The organism is Heyndrickxia vini (assembly GCF_016772275.1).
Lineage (GTDB): Bacteria > Bacillota > Bacilli > Bacillales > Bacillaceae_C > Heyndrickxia > Heyndrickxia vini.
Genome location: NZ_CP065425.1, coordinates 2105919 through 2127581, shown reverse-complemented (window position 1 = coordinate 2127581; position 21663 = coordinate 2105919). Strand labels below are relative to the sequence as shown.

Below are 21663 nucleotides of genomic sequence, written 5' to 3'. Positions count from 1 at the left end.
TTATCAAACGATAATTTAAATATTACTTTGCGCGATAACAATAATAGTAATAATACATACTTAATGGCCACCACAGTGTTACAAATATCGGATAAACAGCCCATATTTCATGCGGGGATGAAACCATGTTTACGGTTATAAAAAATATAATTATTAATATGCTTGCTGAAATGGAAAATTTGAAATAGTCTTTCATTTTCGAGTAGTATACTGCCATTGGCCACCATAACACCGCGAAGATTGGATAAATGGCCCACGGATAACTTGGCGATAACAAAATGTTTAGGGTTGAATAATAGACAATCGTTACCACACTTCCCACAATTCCTATTGAGACTGTACTTCTTTTCTTTTCTAAAAACATAAGAATTGGCCACCATATAATTGGATACCATGCATATAATATCCATGGATGTTCAGGACTGTGAAAAACATTTATTGCCAGTAAAAATAAAATAATTAAAGCGCTGACCATTACCGAGTGGACTTTATAGTTTCCATATTTAATAGAGTACATGCTTAACGGCCAAAGCAATAGAAAGAAAGAAGGATAAATAAACCAATGGTAATTAGGACTGGTTAAGAAATTAACAATAATAAAAAATAAAATACTAATGATACTTCCTAACCAAGCAAAAATTACATCCTGTTTGCGCATGTTTTTTGTCTCCCTTATTTTTGACGTAACCATCTATAAAACATACTTAGCGGCCACCACAGGACCCCAAATGTAGGATAGACAAACCAAATTGTATTTGGGGTGTAATAAAAATTGATAAAAATAAATAAAGCAATAATTAGAACACTTCCCCAAATCGAAAAACCGAGATCTAGTTTGGACATGTTTTTCTTTATAGGTTTATTGATGCCTAATTCTTTTTCAATTTCATCAATATCCCCAAACTCAATAATCGCTTTGTTAACAGCATCCTCCTCTTCCTTGCCTTGTGCCATAAGATCGTATACCTTTTCTTCAAGATTTTCTAAAATTTCCTGTTTGACGAGCTCTTTCTGCTCACTATCAGGTATTTTTTTGAATAACTCATCCACATGGTCTTTTATTTTTCTCACTGTAATCCCTCCAAAAATAGATCGACAATTTCTTTTGTTTCCTGCCATTCCTTTACGGTTTCTTTTAAAAATGCTTTTCCTAATGTTGTAATTCGGTAGTACTTCCTTTTTCCACCATGAGTTATCGTACCCGTATAGGATTCAATTAGTTCTCTTTTTTCAAGTCTTTGAAATACCGCATATAAGGTAGCTTCTTTAATTTGGAATCGGTTTTCGGTACGTAGACTGATTTGTTTAGATATTTCATATCCGTATTGATCTTTTTCTAAAATCAAACAGAGAATGATTGAATCTAAATGTCCACGGATAATGTCACTTCTAATCATAATTCACCTTCCGTAGCAATGATTATTCTATCTGATAGAGTAATACTACCGTAAATTACTCTATCTGTCAAAGTAAAATGTAAAAAATAATTGTAAATAAAATTCCCAACATTAAAAAATGTTAATATCTAACTGCAGAAAAGGGGAATAATGAAGGCTTGTCCTTGAAAAACTATAGTTATAAAAGCTTTTGTTTTAACTTGTTAACCATTTTTTTATTACACAAAAATTACTTTCAGGTATAATAGATTGGTAGATAGTGAGAAAGTGGGAGAATTATGAAGAAATCTAGTGTCTTAATTGTTTTTTTGTTAATAATTATCGTTTTATCTGGTTGTACAATGAAGGCGGATGCGGAAATACCGAAGAAGGTTGAAAAACAAACACCGATAGTAAGTGAAAGGCCGAAGGTCGAAGAAATGGATATTTCCGAAACGATTAATTCTCAAGAATTAGATACGTCTACATGGATTGATGTTGATGCGCCTACTCGCATCCCTATCCTTATGTATCATAGTATTTCTTCCGGAAATAATTTACGAGTACCACCAGTTGAATTTAGAGAACAAATGAAATGGCTCCATGATAATGGATACTACACACTTACTCCAGAAGAGGCGTACATCGTATTAACCGAAAATAAAAAGCCTAGAGAAAAAACAGTTTTTATTACTTTTGACGATGGATACGAGGATAATTACATAGATGCATATCCGATATTAAAAGAATATGCTTTAAAGGCAACAATTTTTATGATTGGTAAATACATTGGTAAACAAAATCACTTAACAGAAGCCCAAATGAAAGAAATGAATCGAGATGGCATATCGATTCAAAGCCACACCTTTAATCATTTAGAATTACCTGGTTTAACAAAGTCGCAACAATTGGATGATTTGACTCGTTCGAAACAAATATTTGATCAATTATTAGATCAAGAAACAAGTATTATCTGTTATCCTGTTGGCCGTTATAATGAGGAAACAAAAACGTTTGCCGAACAGTCTGGGTATAAAATGGGTGTGACAACCGAACCGGGAGCTGCGTCAAGTGAGCAGGGGATGTATACACTTCATCGTATTCGTATGACACCTGGGATGTCCACTCAATGGTTTGGTCAAATAGTGGAGAATGGCAACCATTAAAGTTTACATTCGATTTAACAAGCAAGAATTTAATAGGTTGAAAAATAGAAAAAGGGCAGTCTCTCAAATCTTTTAATTGAGGGACTGCCACGTTTCATTTATGAGGTTTTATCGAATCGAAAATTGTCACTAACTGTTCGAATACGTACATTTTTAATCGTTCCCGAAACCATTTTACCACAGGTTGAACATTGAGCTTTCAGTCCCTTGAAAGCGTTTACATTAAATCCGTCTAAATTTCCATGTGTGAATGGTGAAGGAAACCAAGTTCTACAATTTGGATTGGTACAACGTAATTCTAACACTTTGTTTGTATTCATCACATCAACCCCCTTATCAAAGTATATTCGCCATTGGGGGTAAGTTTCCTTTTTAAATATGCAAAAATATCAATTCATTCAAAAAACGGAATTTTCTAAAGCAGAAAATTCCGTTACAATGAATTATTCCCGTTATTTTTCAAAAAGACCAATTAAACTTAAAAAAACGAGAACAATGGTTATAGGAACAACCCATTGCATGAGTATTCTCCATGAGTCATACCATTTTGAAGAAAGTGAATTACTTAATGAAAATTCATCTTTTACAAGTGAGCGATCCATTCGATAAATGATAAATAAAGCAATGAGCATACTACCAATCGGAAGCATAATATTACTTACAAGATAATCGGTTGCATCGAAAACAGTTTTATCAAATAAGTTAAAGTTCTTCAGAGGACCGAAAGATAGAGCAGCAGGTATACCAGCAAGGAATACAATTAATCCGGAAATCCATGAAACCTTTTTCCTGGAGTTTTTTCCATTTGAAGTAAAGGCGGCAACGATGATTTCTAATAAACTAAATGAGGACGTTAATGTTGCAAATAAAAACAAGATTAGAAACAAACATAAAAATAATTGACCAAATGGCATTTGCGCAAAAACTGTTGGTAGTACGATAAATAATAGTCCTGGTCCTTGAGCAGGTTCTAATCCAAAAGCAAAAACAACTGGAAAAATGGCAAGACCTGCAAGTAAAGAGACAAAAATATTCATCCATACAACGGAAGTAGCCGATGTTGGTATGCTCACATCCTTTTTTAAATATGAGCTATATGTGACCATACATGAGAATCCAACGGCCAAAGAGAAAAAAGATTGGCCAAGTGCATATAGTACAGCCTCACCTGTTATTTTTGAAAAATCAGGATTTAAAAAAAAGCGAATTCCTTCCATTGCGCCATCTAATGTGACTGACCGGACGACAAGTATAATAAAAAAGAGAAATAGAATTGGCATCATATATTTATTCGCCTTTTCAATCCCATTCTGAATTCCATTTGCAATGACAAATACATTAATTAAAATAAAAAGAGCTAAGCCACCGATAGAAATAAGCGGACTGCCTGTAATCATTCCAAAGAGTTCCGGAAACTTTGTTCCATCATCAATAATTTTCCCCGGAATAGCTAATCCACTATAAATAATGATCCAGCCACCGACAACACTATAAAATGATAATAATAAGAAACAGCCAAGGACACCTATTCTGCCAACCCATTTCCATTGGCTACCAGGCGCAAGCTCCTTATACGCACTAATTGCCTCTTTCCCGGACCCGCGCCCTATGATGAATTCAGAGATAAGAAGGGGAAGTCCGATGATTAATGTGAAAATAACGAAGATAAGAAAAAAAGCACCGCCTCCACTCATCCCAGTTACATACGGGAATTTCCATATTGCACCTAGTCCTATCGCAGCACCCGCGGATGATAAGATAAAACCAAGCTTTGATGACCATTGTTGTTTTTCTTGTGTCATTTGAAACTCCTTTCTTATTGAATATACAATCCCGGCACTTGAAATATTTATGAAAACTGTTTACTAGTTATCCTTTAGATGGTATAGTGCTTAATTGCAAACCGCACTTGCCACATCATAATGACTAAGTTCAATATCCAGCTCTTTATTAAGTGCTAACTTAGCTAATTGCAATCCAATAAAAGGACCCATCGTTAAACCGGATGCACCAAGACCATTTGCTACAAGGATTCCGGAGAATCCTGGGAGAGGCCCAATCACAGGTAAAAAGTCAGGGGTGAATGGTCGAAAACCGACTCGTGTTTCAAGAATTGTACATACTGAAAGTCCGGGAGCAATTTGTAATGCTTTATTTAAAATCTCATGACAGCCGCCAGCAGTAACTCGTGTATCAAAACCGGCATAATTTTCATGAGTTGCTCCGATAACAATTCGTTGATCCTCAAATGAAAGTATATATTGATCGGAAGGAGGAATCACTACTGGCCACTTACCGGTACTTTCATCGGGAATTTGCAGATGCATGATTTGCGCCTTTTGTGAAGTAACCTGAAACTGAATACCTAGTGGCTCAATGATTTGATTTGCCCATGCGCCTGCAGTAACGATTACCTTATTAGCAGTGATTTTTTTATCATTAAAAATAACCCCAGTAACTTTATTCTCTTTACATAGCAAACTAGCATTACCGGAAAAAACTTTTGCCCCATGTTTCCTAGCTCCATTTAGTAACGATGAACGCAGTGCTCGTCCATTAACCCTTGCAGCCCCACTGACATGAACGGATTTATAACCATCCGCAAGGGGAGGGAATAAAGCTTTCGTTTGTTCCGTATTTAGTACGGTAATTTCTCCTATTTCTGGTGCGTCTAATTTTCTTTTCAGCGCCCGTTTTTCCATCGCATATATCTTTTCTTCATCTGTATGGATGCTAATTGCACCAACTTTGGCATAGCCGGTATTTTTTTCTCCATCTTCCTCTAAATTCGCAATGAGGGTAGGATAGTATTTTGCTCCTCCTTTAGCGAGGTTATACCATGCCTTGTTTCTCCTCTGAGAAAGCCAAGGACAAACAATTCCAGCGGCAGCATTTGTTGCTTGGCCATCATCGTTTCTATCAATAATAACTACTTCAGCGCCCGCTTTCGCTAAATGGTAAGCTGTTGAAGCACCTAAAATTCCCGCGCCAACTATAATAATTTTCTCCATTTTTCTAATCCTTTTCTACTAAAGCTGTTAAATAATCGGATGTACTGTTAATTTCATTTAGTATTCCAAGTGTTTTTAATCCATTAAATATTCCCGAATTAGTCACTTCGGTTGTTCGATGTTTTGCATAAGCAAAAAGTTTTGGGTCAGCATTACCCATAGCAAAACCTTCACCAACAGCCGATAACATTTCTTTATCATTCATCCCATCACCAAAAGCGATTGCATCTTCTTTTTTAATATTTAAATATTCCAGTACCTTTGTTACAGCAAAACCTTTATTCACAGTATCTTGAATAACATCATAACAATTATTCAATCCATTTAGATTTACCCGTGATAAATGTATACTTTCATCTTTTTCATAAAGAGGGGGATCATTTTCATTTAACTTAATTAATGTAATCCCAAGTATAGGATCAAGATTTTCTGAAGAATACAGTTTATTTTTTTTCATATGAAAGATGTTCATAAATGTCTGCACATCAGCATCTTCCATTGATGTGAAAAGGTTCTCTTTCCTCGAATACAAAACCATTTCGTTTTTTAGCTTTTTCGCAATTGTAACAAAGCTTTTTACTGTACTCGTTTTCATTGGTACATTCAATATGTCTTTCCCATTATGTACTGCATACGCGCCGTTATAGCCTATGTATGATTGTATTTTCAGTTCTTCTGCAATATCCGAAATTTCATGGAGTGGTCGCCCTGTTGCTAGAAAAACCTCAATCCCTTTTTGTTGAGCTATTGCAATTGCTGTTTTCGTTGAGTTATCAATTTGATCATCAGGTCTAAGCACTGTTCCATCAATATCTAAAAAAATAATTTTGTAATTAGACATCTCACTGCTCCATCTCTTTTATTATCGTTCGTCCTATACGCATTTTATCATAAAAATTGAGTAAAAAGAAAAATATCTCTATCACTGGAACGGAGTGAAGCGATAAATAATATCAAAAAAAGGTGATGACAAGTGTAAAGACACGTGATAACATGTATGAGAATTCACCTATTAATGAAGATAGAAATAAAGGGATAAACTATTTCTAACATTGAAAACTGGAGGACATAATGGCAAGAAAAAATGAGATTTCTAACAAAAAACTACTTGGTATTGCTGGATTAGGCTGGATGTTTGATGCGATGGATGTTGGGATGCTTTCATTCATTATCGCGGCTTTGAAGGTAGATTGGGATTTAACGGTCGGGCAGATGGGATGGATTGGGAGTATAAATTCGATCGGTATGGCAGTAGGTGCTTTTCTTTTCGGATTATTAGCCGATCGAATTGGACGAAAGCATGTTTTTATTATAACGTTATTATTATTTTCATTAGGGAGCGGTGCAGCAGCTTTCACTACCTCTTTTTCTATTTTTTTAATTTTACGTTTCCTTATTGGAATGGGGCTAGGAGGAGAGCTGCCAGTTGCTTCCACACTTGTATCGGAAAGTGTACCTACTGAAAAACGGGGGAGAATTGTTGTATTATTAGAAAGTTTTTGGGCCTTTGGCTGGTTGATTGCTGCAATTATTTCTTATTTTGTTATCCCGCACTTTGGCTGGAAGATTGCTTTACTAATTAGTGTAATTCCTGCGTTTTATGCACTATATTTACGTCTGCACTTACCCGATTCAGACCGTTTCGTAACGATTAAAGTGAAAGAACGACCAACCATCATACAAAGTATCACAGCGGTTTGGTCTAAAAAGTATACACGAACAACTCTTATGTTATGGATACTTTGGTTTTGTGTAGTGTTTTCTTACTATGGAATGTTTCTCTGGCTACCAAGTGTGATGGTCATGAAAGGCTTTAGTATGATTAAAAGTTTTGAATATGTGTTAATTATGACCCTTGCACAATTACCGGGTTATTTTACGGCAGCATGGCTTATTGAAAAAGCTGGAAGGAAATTTGTTCTTGTTGTTTATTTAATCGGAACGGCATTAAGTGCATATTTATTTGGAACTGCCGATACATTATCCTTATTAATTATTTCAGGAATCCTACTTTCATTTTTCAATCTTGGAGCATGGGGTGCATTATATGCATATACACCAGAACAATACCCAACAAAAATAAGAGGTACGGGTACTGGAATGGCTACTTCCTTTGGACGAATCGGCGGTATTCTTGGTCCATTATTGGTCCCATATCTCATTGGACAAAATATTTCATTTACAATCATATTTACTATTTTCTGTATCTCAGTATTAATAGGTGCAGCAGCGGTTCTTTTTCTAGGAAAAGAAACAAAAAATGTGGAACTGCAATAAAAAAATAGACGAAGCAGTGAAGTTCAATTTATGAATTTCACTGCTTTGTTTATTGTAAATAAATATGACATTTTATTTGACTCTTACATTAATGTGTTTTTATAATATGAATAATCTGATAATAAAAATCTTATATGAGTCTTTTTTTAAAAAGGATTCATAAACTAAGATAAATATTTCTTATATAAAGGTGGGATACGTTATGCCGGTAAAAGTTACGATGGCTAATGGAAAGGAATATTTAGTTGACACACATATCGATGAATTTATGAAAAAAGTCACAAATCAAATGGGTTTAATGACCAATGTCATTCAAAAATTCGGGAATCTTATTATTAATCCAACCTTTATTTCCTCTGTGGAGGATATTGATCGGGAGTAGTAGGAATAACCTAATTAATAAATAGATGTGCAAAACGATTAGTCTAAACAGGGCTAGTCGTTTTTTTAAATCAAATAAAAATGATTTGTAAATTCTTTATTTCTATTAGAAAATAGTTTGAAGAAGAACTATTAGTTTAGAGGTGAAGAAATGGACAAGCAATCGTATATTTCAGAAGATGGAATAGGTTTAGCGGAATTAATAAAAAAGAAGAAAGTATCACCAAAAGAATTGGTAGAGGCGGCATATGATCGAATCGGAGAGGTAAACCCACAATTAAATGCAGTAGTTCGTACGCGGAAAGAAAAAGTGTTAAAAGAGATTAGTGATTTACAAATTGGGGAACAGCCATTTGCCGGAGTACCCTTACTATTGAAGGATATTTCGCAAGCAGTCGAAGGTGAACCGCTCACATCAGGATCAAAACTTTTTTTAGATAATATCGCAAGAAGAGACTCCAATTTTGTAGCACGGCTTCGTAAAGCGGGTTTTCTATTTATCGGTCACACGAATACACCAGAATTTGGATTGAAAAATATAACCGAACCTGAAATCCATGGACCAACACGTAATCCGTGGAATCCTGAATATTCATCGGGTGGTTCAAGTGGCGGTGCAGCAGCAAGTGTAGCTTCAGGAATCGTTCCAATTGCGGGAGCAAGCGATGGAGGGGGATCCATACGAATTCCGGCATCTTTTACAAGTCTTGTAGGTTTGAAACCAACTAGAGGGCGAACACCAGTTGGCCCCGGTGTTGGTCGCCAGTGGCAAGGTGCATCCATTGATTTCGTTTTATCCCGTTCAGTTCGTGACAGTGCAGCACTATTAGATGTTTTACAAACGGTACAGTCTGAGGCAGCATTTCAGACCCCCTTATTTCCAGGCAGTTTTTTAAATGAAATCAACAAGCCTAATAACCAAAAATTTCGAATAGCTTTCACAACAGAATCTCCTGTAGGAACACCAGTCAGTGAGGAAGCAAAACATGCGATATATAAAACCGTTCAGTGGTTAGAAGAACAAGGTCATCTTGTAGAAGAAAAAGTGAACAATGTCGATGGTATCCGTCTAATGGAAAACTACTATATAATGAATAATGGTGAAATGGCCGGTATGGTAGATTCAATGGAAAAAGCATTAGGGAGAGCAATTACTGCAAATGACATGGAGATTGTATCGTGGGTATTAACGGTTGCAGGAAAATCTGTTACAGCTGCTGAATTTACCCAAAGTATTGCTGAGTGGGATGTAGCAGCGGCACAAATGGCTCAATTCCATCAAAACTTTGATCTATATCTTACACCGTCAACTGCTTATTCAGCTCCACAAATAGGAGAATTAACCCATTCCGAAAAAGAAATAGCTGAGCTTTTAAAAATATCGACACTAAACAAATTTGATCAGCAAAAACTTGTCTATGAGATGTTTGAACCAAGTCTTACCTACACACCATATACACAATTAGCTAATCTAACTGGTCAGCCAGCCATCTCCGTTCCCATCCACTTAACTGTAAATGGATTGCCGTTAGGTGTTCAATTTATGGCACCAAAAGGAAAGGAAGACTGGTTATTAAAAATAGCTAGTGAAATGGAACAATCAGATATATGGGTAGGAATGAAAGGAAATCAAATATATCATTCATGAAGTCAAAGTCCAATTCTCGTTAGAATTGGACTTTGACATTATGTACTGGATGAAAAAAACATAAAATTGAAAGATGGAGCAAAAAAACATCCACCCTTTATATGTCTGAAAATTTAGTATAAAATATAATTATGTTAATCAGTCAGTAAAAAGGGGGAAGAAGTATTGAAACGGCTAATTGAACAATTACCTCTGTTATTAATCATTCTTTTTCTCATATTCCTTTTTATTCCAAAGGGAAGGGTAGAAAGTGTTTCATATCTTTCAGGTGGAAAAGAAGTTGAAATCCCCTCTTCAAATCAATCTTTTTCAAAATTAGCGAATATCGCAATGAATACATTGAATACTCTTTCGAAACCATGTAAGTGTACTGATGTAGAAGCACTTTCTATCATCAATGGAGAAGATTTCGAAGGTCGTGCAGTAGTGATTCAATGGAAAGGGTATATTTCAAGAAAGAAAGAATTAATATATAATCTTGCTAATCAAGATAAGGTGTTAATCGTTGAAAATAATAATGTCTCTTATTATGAAATGAATCATGAACGATGGTTACAATTGAATAAATGGGTCGAAAACGGGAAATAAAATAGCTAGCAAACTAATAAAAATAATCCCTCGCAATTTGCTAGGGGTGAGCCATTCTTACCGCTTAGGGCTAGTGCGTATCTTGCAGTAGGCTATGAAAAAGGAACATTGAATATTTCACCAATGTTCCTTTTTTGTTGTTTTCTAGTTGCTCCAACGAGATAAACAGGATAGGGATTGTTATAAAACGAAATGGCCAATTAAACCGCACATTATTCCCAGTATAACAACGGAAAATATCACAAATAATAATACTTTTTTCGGAAACGATTTCGCAACCATCAATATTGAAGGTAGGCTAATCGCGGGTAATGTAACTAATAGTGCTGCAGCGGGTCCACCGCCAAGTCCGAGTGAAATAAATGTCTGGATAATTGGTATTTCTGCTGCGGTAGGAATTACAAAAAGCATTCCTGCAATAGCAAAAATAATGATTCCCATAAGACTATTGGCCATGGAATCACTTAAATGCGGAAACAGCCAAACACGTCCGGCACCTAATACGACCACAGACAGTACATACGCAGGAACAATGTATATAATCATCATCCAGATGCTTTTCATCCATCTAGTGAAAAAATGACCATTAGGTTCATCTGAATGAATAACTTGATCCATGTCAATGGATTGTACCTCTTTTGTAAAACGATTTGCTACATAACTCACACCAAAAGTTAGTACGAGACCAATAAACAAACGGATTAAAGTAAATTTCCATGATAATACAAAGGTCATAAAGACGAGTGTAGCAGGATTAATCATTGGATTCCCGATCCAAAATGCAAGTGCGGCACCAACCGATACATTTTTTTTGCGGAGTCCTACGGCCATAGGCGCAGCACAACATGTACACATCATTCCAGGAATCGAAGCAAGCCCAGCGACAGCGGTGCTACCAAATGATGTTTTACCAAGCACTTTTAAAAGCCATTTTGCTGGAAGCAATACTTGAAGTAATGAACCTAATAAAATACCTAATACGGCCGCTTTCCAAACAGATTGAAAGTAAACCTTGGCATAATCCCAGGCTATTTGCCAGGGTGAAGCCCCTTTTGATTGATCACCTAAGATTGATGAGCCGATCGAATGTGTATTGGCTGCCAAAATTACCTTATGATAATATGGCAACCATTTTACGTATAACAATCCGGCTGCGGCGATAATGATAAAAGCAAAAATGAACCAAAACGTTCTTTTCTTATTTGCTTGATACGGTTGTAGCGAATGATCAAGCTGTGACATGAAAAACAACCTCCAAATAATGGTAGAATAATAGTAAAAGACATTATATTATAGCATATTTTATATTTTTTCGTTGAAATATTACTTAATGCATACAGCAATTAAATCCTAGAATATGCATTTTTCACTTCACTGTTCTATAATTAAAGCAAAAAATAATCGAAAGGTTGTTAGCAAATGACAAGTACAGTAAAACTTACTTCATTATCTTCGAAAGGTGGATGTGGTTGTAAAATCGGCCCAGCTGATTTAGCAGCCGTTATTCGAACGCTACCTCCTGCCACACCAAACCCAAATTTATTAGTAGGGCTTGATACTAGTGATGATGCTGGTGTCTACCGTTTAACGGACGATGTAGCTATCGTTCAAACAGTTGATTTTTTCACTCCGATTGTGGATGATCCATATTCGTTTGGACAAGTAGCGGCGGCGAACGCAATCAGTGATATTTATGCTATGGGTGGTACTCCTTTAACTGCATTAAATATTGTAGCTTTTCCAATCCACACTTTAGAAAAAGAAATATTAGCTGATATTCTCCGCGGGGCTGGAGATAAATTAAAGGAAGCTGGCGCAACACTTGTAGGAGGACACTCAATTGATGACAAAGAGCCGAAATTTGGTTTAGCTGTAACAGGAATCGTCCATCCTGATAAAGTACGTACTAATGCAGGTGCAAAAGCAGGAGATAAATTAATTTTAACTAAACCAATCGGTGTTGGTATATTAACTACTTCAATTAAACGAGATTTGTTATCTGAAGGAGAAATCCATCGTGTAACAAATGTGATGACAACATTAAATAAAACTGCTGCTGAAATAATGAATAATTATCAAGTCCATGCATGTACAGATGTTACCGGATTTGGTTTATTAGGTCACGCTTCTGAAATGGCTAAAGGAAGTGGAGTTGGGCTTGAGATCAAGAAAGATCAAGTACCAATGCTTCCAAGGGTTAGGGAGTTAGCGGAAGCGGGGGCAGTTCCAGGGGGAACAAAAAATAACTTTGCTCACCTGGAAGGAGAGGTCACTTATCCTAATACGATGGATCAAATCGATCAATGGATTTTATGTGATGCGGTAACGTCCGGCGGGCTCTTAATTTCCGTGGCTGATGAAGATGCGGAAGAACTTCTGACTAAATTACAAAGTGCTGGGGTAGAAGCAGCAATCATTGGAGAGGCAACCGGGGAAAATCCGGGACATATCAATGTATTATAGTCTTGTGTATTTGGGAAAGGTGGGAACATTATGTTCCATGACATATCAATTGAAGAATTAAGATCATTAAAAAATAACAATGAGCTTACTATAATTGATGTTCGCTCGCAGTCTGAATATAAAGATGCAACGATTCCGGGAAGCATAAATATTCCTTTTTTTAATGATGATGAAAGAGCTGAAATTGGAACTATATATAAACAAATAAGTCCACAAGCTGCAAAGGAACGCGGACTTGAAATTATGTCGGCAAAGTTGCCAGGTTTTGTAAAGGAATTCGCAAAATTAAATGGTAAAAAAGCAGTTTTTTGTTGGCGTGGAGGAATGCGGAGTAAAACAACGGCAACTGTTCTTGGACTAATGGGCATCAATGTTTTTCGTTTAAATGGCGGCTACCGTGCATTTAGAAACTGGGTAGTTGATACTCTAAATACATTGGAGTTACAACCAAAAGCTTATATCTTAAACGGTTATACAGGTTCTGGAAAAACAACCATTCTTCATCATCTAAAAAGGGAAGGTTATCCTGTTATCGATCTTGAAGGAATGGCTAAACATAGAGGATCAATATTCGGTCAAATTGGGTTGGAACCAAATAATCAAAAAACTTTTGATGCCCAACTTCTTGAAGAAATTCTTTCGTACAATCATTCTCCATATATTATATTTGAAGGGGAAAGCAAAAGAATTGGCAAAATTACTTTACCTAATTTTATTATTGAAAAAAAGGAACAAGGTGTACAGTTATTTATTGATATACCGTTGGAAGAGCGGGTTCGTCATATTTTAGAGGATTACCAGCCTTGGCTTTATGAAAAGGAATGCTTTGAAGCATTTTCAAAAATTAAAAGGAGAATCCATACGCCGATTGCCAACAAAATTGAAACAGATTTAAAGTCAGGAGAATATTCGTCAGCTGTTAGATTGCTTTTAGAATATTATTATGATCCTTTATACGAACATACAGCGGAACAATATCCGGAAGATAGTAAAATTTATATTAAGGCAAAAAATGTAGAAGAAGCAATCGAAAATATTCGAGATCAAATTAGAGTGAAGTTATAATAAGACTTTATTTTTACTATAAAAAACGACTTTAACATATTTGTTTCAGTCGTTTTTTTGGTTAAAAGAATATCATGGTAAAACATAATTATATTATGTAAACATTTAAAATAGACCAAACATCTTATTTTAACATAAATTGTAGGTCTATGGAATTAACTTTGTAAAAATTTTCTAAAAAATTAAAATGCTTGTGCTATAATATTAATAACACAGTATAGCAGGGTGGTGGTGGTTACTCCTAAATTAAAGGGGGGAAGATCACTGATGGTCACATTTTACGAGGCGTTGTCACTAATGATGATGTTTGGGTCGTTAATCGTTACCGTGATTACAGTTGTTATTTCTCTTACAAAAAAGAAATAACCCACCCTGCCAGGCCATGGTTTTAGGGTAGGTTCCAAGCTTTCCTTATAGGGCCACTGCACTTCCATGCAGTAATGCTGTGTAAGAACATTGGCTCCCAACCAATGTTCTTTTTTATCTTTTAATTATTATATCCAATAAAAATTAAATATTCAAACGATAGCCTTTAATTGGAATTATTGATTAAAGATCTCGCAAAATCGCCCCAATTTCTATTTTATATAAATTTAATCATTCTGTACATCATGACAAAAGTAGGGTTTTTTTAATATGTAAAAACTTCAACTACATAGTTTTAAGGGTAGATGATGATAATAATTGTATATTTTGGAGGTGTTTACTTTGGAATCAAAGGATTTTGAAGAAATTTATAAACAATATAAACAACAAGGAGAAACAAATGCCAAAATGGAAATGTTAGATGAAGGTAATAAAAGTAACAAAGAAAAAATAATTGCTGTAAGAAAAAATGATGATGGGGATATTATCGCCATAAAAACAAACGGCGGAAGAGAATTAGACTATATAAGTGCATTGGAAGAGGCTAAATCTGGGAAATTAGCTCATGTTGATGTTTTTCACAAGTATGGGAGAGATATATTAAGAAGTGAACCAGATGGAATAAAGGATAATAATTTAGATGAATTACCGACTTTTTAAGTAGACTAAACGAATGTTGCCATGAATAATATTCATGGCAACATTCACTTTTTATAAAGAAAAATAATGAAGGACTATTAAAAATAGTATAAAAATTCAACCTATTTTGGTAAAATATAATCTATATTGACTAATAATGAGGTGAAGGTGAGATGTTTGATAAAAAGATTAATGCAATTTATTTTAATAGTTGTAATCATCTTTATAGTCACTAGTATTCCATCTATGTTTGGAATTAGTAACAAACACGGAGAAGCAATTTTAGAATTTCATCCCGAAGATATGTTTATGAATATTCCAACATTCTTCACATCACTTCAAGTTGGAACTTTTGGTACATATAGTATAAATGGTGTCGCACACTCTGTGTTGAACGATATTCAATCATTTTCAAAAAACTCGGCAATTCTTTTGTTTTCAAGCATCTTAGTCGCTTTATTATTTTCTCTTATCTTCGGTGTTTTTCTAAGTTACTTAAAGATGACAAAACTGTTTCGTTGGTTCATAAATATATTTTCCATTATTCCCGACTTTATCATTATTATTTTTTCCATTGCCGTAGCGGTTGAATTTTACAAATGGACGAATATTCGTGTCATTACGTTATCACCATTTTCTGAATCAGTTAATTTGTGGTTTCCAATTTCCATCCTTTCATTAATGCCAACATTTTATTTATTTAAAATGATTTCTTCAAGATATATAGAATTGTCTGGTATGGAATACATAAGAACTGCCGTCGGCAAAGGGCTGGATAGACACTATATTAACGGTCGACATATATTGAAAAACTTAATTCCTTATATATTTGCTGATTTAAAAAAAGCTCTTTCATTTACAATAGGAAATTTATTTATTATCGAATATTTATTTAATATTAAAGGATTAACCATTTTTATATTTGCTGATTATCAGTTTCAGAAAGTCTTTTTATCATTGTTAATCTTATTAGCAATTGCAACACTTTGTTATTTGTTTATAAAATTACTTTTCTATATGATTGAGCGGGTGTTTATCAATGCATAAAAAAAGAACATGGAATCCGTATTTAATCATCAGTACCATTATGGTGTTATTTTTATGCGGGATTTCAATATTTGGTCCATTGCTTGCCCCTCATAAATTAACAGACAGTATTACGATCTATCAATACGGAGAAAAAAATATGGCATTTCCACCCCTAGCTCCGTTTACATACAAGGAATATCCGTTAGGAACAGATAAATGGGGATATGATTTACTTACATTATTAATTTATGGTGCGAAATATACTGTTTTTATTGCGATATCAATTGCTTTATTAAAAATCATTTTAGGGTTGGGAATTGGATTATTTACAGGGATTATGAAAAAGAGGTTGCATTTTTGGGAGTCATTTGAAAATTCCTTATCGTATCTCCCATCATTTTTAATCATATATTTTATTTTATGGCCGATTTCTTTTAATCCAAATATTAGACCTCTATCATTAATCGTCGTTTTTATCATCGTATCGACGATAATCGGAATTCCGAGTGTGGCAGCATCGATTCGTGAAAAAACGGTTCAAGTATATCGCTCACCTTTTATCGAATCCGCGATCACAACAGGAACGTCAAAGTGGGGAATCATTAATAATCATATCATTCCGCATTTAAAAGAGGATATTGTCATATTATTTGTTCTTGAAATTGTTACAGCGATCACTGTGATGGGACAATTAGCATTATTCAATATTTTTATAGGGGGAACGAAGCTAGAAACCTCACCAACTTTATATCATTCAATTACGAAAGAATGGGCGGGTTTAGTAGGACAGGCAAGGGATAATTTGTGGGGAAACCATTTCGTTCTTTTCATTCCATTAGTATGCTTACTGTTTGCGATTGTATCATTTCAACTTTTAGCCGTTGGATTGAAAAAACATTATAACCGAAGATATAAAACAAGTCAGTGGATTTAGACAACCACCCTCAATAATTTCAAAATATTATTGCACATGCATTCATAAAAATGACATGATAGCATAAAAATTAGGGGGATTTTACATGACACAAGAAAATGAACAATTAAAATATGAAATTCAAGAACTGCGAAATCAAGTAAATCAGTTATCTGCACAGGTAGAAATATTAAAAGATCAAAAAAGTCGTCCGGCATTGTCAACAGGTCTTGTCGGACAAATTGGGGGGATCTTATTAGGTGCGATTGTTTTAATAGGTATTTTTTGGAGGTAGTTTTATTATTCCAGGAAATCATTTCACTTGAAAAAATAATTATAATAAAGTAATATAACAATACAAGCTGCATTGTACGTATTGATAATAAAGTTTTAACCTTTAAGCTGTAACAGGGAGTTTTATATTGAAACTGGAATGACAAGCTTTCGCCTATATGGCATGGAAGACAAGCAAGAACGTTTCTGCAAACACCCACTTTGAGGAGTGGTGGTTTAAAACTTTCTTACTACTCATACGGCAAAGGCGGCCCTTAATTGACAACTCATAAATCAGTTTCCAGTCGGGAGCTGATTTTTTTGTGCAAAGAATAGTGTTTAGAATATTACTAATAACCAAATGTTAAATATGCAAAAATACTCTTTCTTTTCATCTAATTTATGCTAACATATACTTAAATGAATAGTTTTTCACTAGGGGAGTCTAAATAAGACTGAGACAGAGATGTTCTGGACCCTTTGAACTTGATCCAGTTTATGCTGGCGTAAGGAAGTGGGAGTATGAGAAATAATTCAATTCTGCCCATCTAAAAACTTACGATGGGCTTTTTTGTGTACAATTTCATAATTTTTTCTGCTAGGGGAGCCATAGGCTGAGAGATATCATTGATTGAAACCCTTTGTACCTGATCCGGATTATGCCGGCGTAGGGAAGCGGTCTAAATAGCTATTCTGTATATTCTAGTTACAGTTCAGTTATTGCCGCTTTCTATTGTGGAAAGCGGCTTTTTTGTAGGAAAAAGAAGAGCTTCCTAACAAAAATCAAACGTTTGGAGGAATCGTTCATGAAAACAGCACTTACAATCGCAGGATCTGATTCAGGAGGTGGAGCTGGGATACAAGCAGATATTAAAACATTTTCTTCCTTAGGTGTGTTTGGAATGTCGGTTATTACCGCAGTTACTGCCCAAAACACAACGGAAGTAAAATCTGTGCAAATGATTGATTCACAAATGATCCGTGATCAAATATCTGCTATTTTCAATGACATTCCGGTTGATGCAGTTAAAATTGGAATGCTCGGAACGGAAGAGAATGTTACCGTAGTTGCAAAGGAATTAATTACGTATCATCCGCAGCATATCATCCTTGATCCAGTAATGATATCGAAAGGTGGTCACCATTTATTGCAGCAAAATGCGATTGAAGCGTTAAAAGAAAAATTGCTGCCAATTGTCACACTAATTACACCTAATATACCTGAAGCTGAATGTTTAACAGATAGTAGAATTTGTACGATTGAAGACATGTATCACGCTTGCCTCAAATTAAAGGAACTTGGTGCTAAAAATGTTTTATTAAAAGGTGGCCATTTAGAAGGAGATCCTAATGATTTATTTTTTGACGGAAATCAATTTACATGGCTATACGGGAAAAGAATTCATACGAAAAATGTTCATGGAACAGGGTGTACGTTATCTTCAGCGATCGCGGCTTTTATAGCTCAGGAAGAAACGCTATTGAGCGCAGTTAAAAAGGCAAAAGATTATATTACGGTAGCTATTGAACATAGCCTTGAAATAGGTAATGGACATGGTCCAACAAACCATTTCTTCCAATTATATGAGCGTGCTGGACTAGTAGACAAATAATAGTGGAGGTTTTCCAATGGAAATTTCAAAAATGACACGGTTATTGACATTAGTTAAAGAAAAAAAACCACTTATTCACCATATGACAAATGTCGTAACTATAAATGATTGTGCTAATGTCACACTAGCAATCGGAGCTTCACCAGTAATGGCGACCGAAATGAAAGAGGTAGAAGAGATGATTCATCTAGCTGATGCCTTAATTATCAACTTAGGAACGATTCATGATCTTGTTTTCGAATCCATGCTGCATGCGGGAATCGCTGCTAATAAAAAAGGAATTCCAGTTGTATTGGATCCTGTCGGTGTTGGCGCAACAACTTATCGAACAGAACGATCTATGGAACTATTAGAAAAAGTAAAGATGGCAATCATCCGTGGGAATAGCAGTGAAATACATACATTAATTGGTGGTACAGGTGGAACAAAAGGAGTCGACGCGGGTGAAGGATCTGTACCATCGATTGAAATAGCTCAGCAAGCTGCCAATGCATTCCAATGTGTTGTTGGCATAAGCGGCAAAGTAGACGTCGTATCCAACGGAAGTAAGAACTATTTCCTATCAAATGGAGATGAAAAGTTAACAAGAATAACTGGAACGGGATGTATGTCTACTTCACTCATAGGAAGTATATCTGCCGTCGCATCTGATCATTTAGAAGCTGCCATAACCGGAATGTCAATTATGTCTCTTTCGGGAGAGCGTGCAACACAACACTTGGAAATAAACGAGGGAATTGGAACATATAAATTAAAGCTGATGGATGAAATCTTTCGAATGAACGAGGAAATTCTTGCTAAAGAGGTGCAAATACGTGAATGTTAATTACAATCTTTATTTAGTTACCGATGAACGAACTCCAATAGGCGAACTTTTATCAATTGTTGAAGAAGCTGTACAAGGTGGAGTGACGATCGTTCAACTTCGTGAAAAGGACACCGATGGACTCGCATTTTATAAAAAAGCAATACATCTAAAAGCGTTGTTAAAAAGCTATCAAGTGCCTTTAATCATAAATGATCGTGTTGATATTGCGTTAGCGGTAGGGGCTGATGGCATCCATGTTGGTCAAAACGATATGCCGCTTTCTGCCTTAAAGCGAATAGTTCCCCGGTCAATGATTATTGGCGTTTCTGCGCAAACGGTCGAACAAGCACAATTAGCGGAAAAAAATGGAGCTGATTATATTGGAATAGGGTCTGCCTTTTCTACAAAAACAAAACAGGATGCAATTGTGTTACCTAAAAAAACGTTAAAAGCTGTTAGAGATTCCGTAAACATACCAGCTGTAGCAATTGGTGGAATAACTTTAGAAAATGTTCAGCAACTAAAAGAAATAAATTTTTCTGGAATTGCGGTAGTTTCCGCAATTATGAAAGCAAAAAATCCGAAGGAAGCAGCAAAAAAATTTATAAATAGATAATATTAAATTGTATCGTGCAAAAAAAGAGAATTTAAAAATGAGCAAGTGAAGCTATTTACCAATAGGAATGGGAATTGTAAGAACACGAGAAGAAATTACTGAGAACTGAAAAAGTAGGTGCTGTTAATTACATAGTAAGTCAATATTCGAAATATAAATAAAGGTTTATTTTCCTTGTCCCATCATATATATGAAGTAGGTCATTCGGACAAGGGTGGGAAAAGTAATGAAAAGAATCATCATTATTACTGTTGCTTGTATATTTATTGCTATTGGTATCAATGTATTTATTTTGCCATTACATTTAATAAATGGCGGGATATTCGGTGTCAGTTTACTATTAAAATACCTTTGGGGATTTAAATTAGGTCATCTGATTATCCTTTTAAATACACCGATATATTTATTGGCTCTTACATTTGATAAATCATATTTTATTAATGGCTTGATAGGCATGTGTATTTCATCAATTATGATTGATTTATTTTTCCCACTCGCAGGAATAATCCAGTTACCAATCCTTCTAAGTGCGATTTTGGGCGGTCTATGTATAGGGATTGGAGTAGGAATTATGTTACGACATCATACAAGTCCCGGTGGTGTCGACCTATTAGCTTTATTAATATCAAAATGGTCGTCAATTAATCCTGGTATTATAATATTCATCATTGATGCATTGATTATATTCATCGGTATGTATGTATTAAAAGATGGGAAGCTTATTTTTTCATTTATTACAATTTCTTGTGTAGGGCTCGTTGTAAGCATACTCAACTCGTTTAAAAAAGTAGAATTTTATGTTTAAAAGTAAAGCGGCCAGGGGATAAAACCCCTAGCCTATTTTAGTTCTCTTCCTGTTGCTCCAATTGCTTTATCGGTATTCGATTGATTATTATATTCTGGATCTGGATTTAATTGTTTTTGATCCGTATCCTTTCCAAGATAACTTGACTTATGTTTTTCTTGGAGCTTATGGAATTTTTCAAAGTTTTGGTTAACCAAAGTTTGACCCTCCTTTTGCTTTATTTTCTTTTGATAGCTAAAAAATATGTATGATAAATCAATAGAAAAAAAGTGGGAAACCCCACTTTTTTCGAAAAATGATAAATATATTGATAAGTCCTTATAAATAAGCTTGGGCATCCTCCCATACTTTATGAGGAAAATAGATTATACATTCAGTTTTCCTAGTAAAGCCATAATTGCTTTAACAATTAGTACGATAGCAAAGAGAATAACGGCACCTGCTCCAATGAATTCAACTACTGTAGCTAATGTCCCCGTAACAACACCAAGCAGACTTAAGCCAAGTAATGCAAATCCAGCAACGATTGTAGCTAAAAACAATTGAACCATTGTTAACCACCTCCTTGTCATACTATATGTACAAACAAAAATAGTGTGATTTTCAGAAGTGAAATTAATGATTAT

At 35.0% G+C, this 21663-nt stretch carries 26 protein-coding genes, 1 other RNA gene and 2 riboswitches; of the genes, 17 read left to right on the top strand and 10 right to left on the bottom strand.

Annotated features, from left to right (window positions below; genetic code table 11):
* Positions 1–22: 22 nt before the first annotated feature.
* Genes I5776_RS10720 through I5776_RS10710 form a run of 3 tightly spaced genes read right to left on the bottom strand, consistent with a single transcriptional unit; the run spans position 23 to position 1397 of the window.
* Positions 23–658, bottom strand: coding sequence for a hypothetical protein (locus tag I5776_RS10720; RefSeq protein ID WP_202780586.1), 636 nt, complete (start codon positions 656–658; stop codon positions 23–25).
* Positions 659–672: 14 nt separating this feature from the next.
* Complete coding sequence (locus tag I5776_RS10715; protein ID WP_202780585.1) at positions 673–1071, bottom strand: permease prefix domain 1-containing protein; 399 nt, start codon at positions 1069–1071, stop codon at positions 673–675.
* Positions 1068–1397, bottom strand: coding sequence for a PadR family transcriptional regulator (locus I5776_RS10710; RefSeq protein WP_202780584.1), 330 nt, complete (start codon positions 1395–1397; stop codon positions 1068–1070). Before I5776_RS10710 ends, I5776_RS10715 begins: the two co-directional genes overlap by 4 nt.
* Positions 1398–1675: 278 nt before the next feature.
* Here I5776_RS10710 and I5776_RS10705 point away from each other — a divergent pair, with 278 nt between their 5' ends.
* Entirely contained in the window at positions 1676–2542 is an 867-nt protein-coding gene (locus I5776_RS10705; protein ID WP_202780583.1) for a polysaccharide deacetylase family protein, read from the top strand.
* A gap of 98 nt (positions 2543–2640) precedes the next feature.
* Here the strand turns inward: I5776_RS10705 and I5776_RS10700 are convergent, their stop codons facing one another.
* The 4 genes from I5776_RS10700 to I5776_RS10685 all read right to left on the bottom strand — a co-directional run bounded on the left by I5776_RS10700 (position 2641) and on the right by I5776_RS10685 (position 6394).
* The gene (locus I5776_RS10700) at positions 2641–2862 is read right to left on the bottom strand and encodes a hypothetical protein (protein ID WP_202780582.1); all 222 of its coding nucleotides are present in this window, start codon (positions 2860–2862) and stop codon (positions 2641–2643) included.
* Between the two features lie 132 nt (positions 2863–2994).
* Positions 2995–4344 (bottom strand): sodium-dependent transporter, encoded by a 1350-nt coding sequence (locus I5776_RS10695; RefSeq protein ID WP_202780581.1) that lies wholly within the window; start codon positions 4342–4344, stop codon positions 2995–2997.
* A 90-nt stretch (positions 4345–4434) separates the two neighbouring features.
* Positions 4435–5553 carry an NAD(P)/FAD-dependent oxidoreductase gene (locus tag I5776_RS10690; RefSeq protein WP_425490366.1) on the bottom strand — a complete coding sequence of 373 codons (1119 nt, stop codon included), beginning with the start codon at positions 5551–5553 and terminating at the stop codon, positions 4435–4437.
* Between the two features lie 4 nt (positions 5554–5557).
* Complete coding sequence (locus tag I5776_RS10685) at positions 5558–6394, bottom strand: Cof-type HAD-IIB family hydrolase (protein WP_202780580.1); 837 nt, start codon at positions 6392–6394, stop codon at positions 5558–5560.
* A 230-nt stretch (positions 6395–6624) separates the two neighbouring features.
* Here I5776_RS10685 and I5776_RS10680 point away from each other — a divergent pair, with 230 nt between their 5' ends.
* The 4 genes from I5776_RS10680 to I5776_RS10665 all read left to right on the top strand — a co-directional run bounded on the left by I5776_RS10680 (position 6625) and on the right by I5776_RS10665 (position 10447).
* Complete coding sequence (locus I5776_RS10680) at positions 6625–7830, top strand: MFS transporter (RefSeq protein ID WP_202780579.1); 1206 nt, start codon at positions 6625–6627, stop codon at positions 7828–7830.
* Positions 7831–8032: 202 nt separating this feature from the next.
* Positions 8033–8212 (top strand): hypothetical protein, encoded by a 180-nt coding sequence (locus tag I5776_RS10675; protein WP_202780578.1) that lies wholly within the window; start codon positions 8033–8035, stop codon positions 8210–8212.
* A gap of 150 nt (positions 8213–8362) precedes the next feature.
* Positions 8363–9859 (top strand): amidase, encoded by a 1497-nt coding sequence (locus tag I5776_RS10670; protein ID WP_202780577.1) that lies wholly within the window; start codon positions 8363–8365, stop codon positions 9857–9859.
* Positions 9860–10024: 165 nt separating this feature from the next.
* Positions 10025–10447 carry a hypothetical protein gene (locus I5776_RS10665; protein WP_202780576.1) on the top strand — a complete coding sequence of 141 codons (423 nt, stop codon included), beginning with the start codon at positions 10025–10027 and terminating at the stop codon, positions 10445–10447.
* A gap of 180 nt (positions 10448–10627) precedes the next feature.
* On the opposite strand, the gene I5776_RS10660 is transcribed toward I5776_RS10665, so the two are convergent.
* Positions 10628–11689, bottom strand: coding sequence for a permease (locus tag I5776_RS10660; protein WP_202780575.1), 1062 nt, complete (start codon positions 11687–11689; stop codon positions 10628–10630).
* 177 nt (positions 11690–11866) lie between these two features.
* On the opposite strand from I5776_RS10660, the gene selD reads away from it, so the two are divergent.
* The 12 genes from selD (at position 11867) to I5776_RS10600 (ending at position 21037) form a co-directional block, all read left to right on the top strand.
* Positions 11867–12910 carry a selenide, water dikinase SelD gene (gene selD, locus I5776_RS10655; protein WP_202780574.1) on the top strand — a complete coding sequence of 348 codons (1044 nt, stop codon included), beginning with the start codon at positions 11867–11869 and terminating at the stop codon, positions 12908–12910.
* A gap of 30 nt (positions 12911–12940) precedes the next feature.
* Positions 12941–13975 (top strand): tRNA 2-selenouridine(34) synthase MnmH, encoded by a 1035-nt coding sequence (gene mnmH, locus I5776_RS10650; protein WP_202780573.1) that lies wholly within the window; start codon positions 12941–12943, stop codon positions 13973–13975.
* Between the two features lie 267 nt (positions 13976–14242).
* Positions 14243–14341, top strand: a complete 99-nt coding sequence (locus I5776_RS10645; protein WP_219909935.1) for a putative holin-like toxin — start codon at positions 14243–14245, stop codon at positions 14339–14341.
* Between the two features lie 342 nt (positions 14342–14683).
* Positions 14684–15001, top strand: a complete 318-nt coding sequence (locus tag I5776_RS10640; protein ID WP_202780571.1) for a DUF3892 domain-containing protein — start codon at positions 14684–14686, stop codon at positions 14999–15001.
* Between the two features lie 156 nt (positions 15002–15157).
* Positions 15158–16027 carry an ABC transporter permease subunit gene (locus I5776_RS10635; protein WP_202780570.1) on the top strand — a complete coding sequence of 290 codons (870 nt, stop codon included), beginning with the start codon at positions 15158–15160 and terminating at the stop codon, positions 16025–16027.
* Positions 16020–16943 carry an ABC transporter permease gene (locus I5776_RS10630; RefSeq protein WP_202780569.1) on the top strand — a complete coding sequence of 308 codons (924 nt, stop codon included), beginning with the start codon at positions 16020–16022 and terminating at the stop codon, positions 16941–16943. Before I5776_RS10635 ends, I5776_RS10630 begins: the two co-directional genes overlap by 8 nt.
* An 85-nt stretch (positions 16944–17028) precedes the next feature.
* Positions 17029–17217, top strand: coding sequence for a hypothetical protein (locus I5776_RS10625; RefSeq protein WP_202780568.1), 189 nt, complete (start codon positions 17029–17031; stop codon positions 17215–17217).
* A 61-nt stretch (positions 17218–17278) separates the two neighbouring features.
* Positions 17279–17474: non-coding RNA, 6S RNA (gene ssrS, locus I5776_RS10620), on the top strand.
* Positions 17475–17622: 148 nt separating this feature from the next.
* A riboswitch (TPP riboswitch) is annotated at positions 17623–17725 on the top strand.
* Positions 17726–17785: 60 nt separating this feature from the next.
* A riboswitch (TPP riboswitch) is annotated at positions 17786–17886 on the top strand.
* 115 nt (positions 17887–18001) lie between these two features.
* Positions 18002–18808, top strand: coding sequence for a bifunctional hydroxymethylpyrimidine kinase/phosphomethylpyrimidine kinase (gene thiD / locus I5776_RS10615; protein ID WP_202780567.1), 807 nt, complete (start codon positions 18002–18004; stop codon positions 18806–18808).
* 16 nt (positions 18809–18824) lie between these two features.
* Positions 18825–19634, top strand: coding sequence for a hydroxyethylthiazole kinase (gene thiM / locus I5776_RS10610; protein WP_202780566.1), 810 nt, complete (start codon positions 18825–18827; stop codon positions 19632–19634).
* Complete coding sequence (thiE, locus tag I5776_RS10605) at positions 19624–20232, top strand: thiamine phosphate synthase (RefSeq protein WP_202780565.1); 609 nt, start codon at positions 19624–19626, stop codon at positions 20230–20232. Before thiM ends, thiE begins: the two co-directional genes overlap by 11 nt.
* Before the next feature lie 226 nt (positions 20233–20458).
* The gene (locus tag I5776_RS10600) at positions 20459–21037 is read left to right on the top strand and encodes a YitT family protein (RefSeq protein WP_202780564.1); all 579 of its coding nucleotides are present in this window, start codon (positions 20459–20461) and stop codon (positions 21035–21037) included.
* Between the two features lie 32 nt (positions 21038–21069).
* On the opposite strand, the gene I5776_RS10595 is transcribed toward I5776_RS10600, so the two are convergent.
* Positions 21070–21234 carry a hypothetical protein gene (locus I5776_RS10595; RefSeq protein WP_181294639.1) on the bottom strand — a complete coding sequence of 55 codons (165 nt, stop codon included), beginning with the start codon at positions 21232–21234 and terminating at the stop codon, positions 21070–21072.
* 168 nt (positions 21235–21402) lie between these two features.
* On the bottom strand, positions 21403–21588 hold the full coding sequence (locus I5776_RS10590; RefSeq protein ID WP_108071625.1) for a hypothetical protein: 186 nt from the start codon (positions 21586–21588) through the stop codon (positions 21403–21405).
* Positions 21589–21663 lie beyond the last annotated feature (75 nt).

Excerpts from the sequence above, each read along its gene's own strand:
- I5776_RS10720 (WP_202780586.1), bottom strand. The coding sequence starts at position 658 with ATGCGCAAACAGGATGTAATTTTTGCTTGGTTAGGAAGTATCATTAGT.
- I5776_RS10710 (WP_202780584.1), bottom strand. The coding sequence starts at position 1,397 with ATGATTAGAAGTGACATTATCCGTGGACATTTAGATTCAATCATTCTC.
- I5776_RS10705 (WP_202780583.1), top strand. The coding sequence starts at position 1,676 with ATGAAGAAATCTAGTGTCTTAATTGTTTTTTTGTTAATAATTATCGTT.
- I5776_RS10700 (WP_202780582.1), bottom strand. The coding sequence starts at position 2,862 with ATGAATACAAACAAAGTGTTAGAATTACGTTGTACCAATCCAAATTGT.
- I5776_RS10695 (WP_202780581.1), bottom strand. The coding sequence starts at position 4,344 with ATGACACAAGAAAAACAACAATGGTCATCAAAGCTTGGTTTTATCTTA.
- I5776_RS10690 (WP_425490366.1), bottom strand. The coding sequence starts at position 5,553 with ATGGAGAAAATTATTATAGTTGGCGCGGGAATTTTAGGTGCTTCAACA.
- I5776_RS10685 (WP_202780580.1), bottom strand. The coding sequence starts at position 6,394 with ATGTCTAATTACAAAATTATTTTTTTAGATATTGATGGAACAGTGCTT.
- I5776_RS10680 (WP_202780579.1), top strand. The coding sequence starts at position 6,625 with ATGGCAAGAAAAAATGAGATTTCTAACAAAAAACTACTTGGTATTGCT.
- I5776_RS10675 (WP_202780578.1), top strand. The coding sequence starts at position 8,033 with ATGCCGGTAAAAGTTACGATGGCTAATGGAAAGGAATATTTAGTTGAC.
- I5776_RS10670 (WP_202780577.1), top strand. The coding sequence starts at position 8,363 with ATGGACAAGCAATCGTATATTTCAGAAGATGGAATAGGTTTAGCGGAA.
- I5776_RS10660 (WP_202780575.1), bottom strand. The coding sequence starts at position 11,689 with ATGTCACAGCTTGATCATTCGCTACAACCGTATCAAGCAAATAAGAAA.
- selD (WP_202780574.1), top strand. The coding sequence starts at position 11,867 with ATGACAAGTACAGTAAAACTTACTTCATTATCTTCGAAAGGTGGATGT.
- mnmH (WP_202780573.1), top strand. The coding sequence starts at position 12,941 with ATGTTCCATGACATATCAATTGAAGAATTAAGATCATTAAAAAATAAC.
- I5776_RS10645 (WP_219909935.1), top strand. The coding sequence starts at position 14,243 with ATGGTCACATTTTACGAGGCGTTGTCACTAATGATGATGTTTGGGTCG.
- I5776_RS10630 (WP_202780569.1), top strand. The coding sequence starts at position 16,020 with ATGCATAAAAAAAGAACATGGAATCCGTATTTAATCATCAGTACCATT.
- I5776_RS10625 (WP_202780568.1), top strand. The coding sequence starts at position 17,029 with ATGACACAAGAAAATGAACAATTAAAATATGAAATTCAAGAACTGCGA.
- thiD (WP_202780567.1), top strand. The coding sequence starts at position 18,002 with ATGAAAACAGCACTTACAATCGCAGGATCTGATTCAGGAGGTGGAGCT.
- thiM (WP_202780566.1), top strand. The coding sequence starts at position 18,825 with ATGGAAATTTCAAAAATGACACGGTTATTGACATTAGTTAAAGAAAAA.
- I5776_RS10600 (WP_202780564.1), top strand. The coding sequence starts at position 20,459 with ATGAAAAGAATCATCATTATTACTGTTGCTTGTATATTTATTGCTATT.
- I5776_RS10590 (WP_108071625.1), bottom strand. The coding sequence starts at position 21,588 with ATGGTTCAATTGTTTTTAGCTACAATCGTTGCTGGATTTGCATTACTT.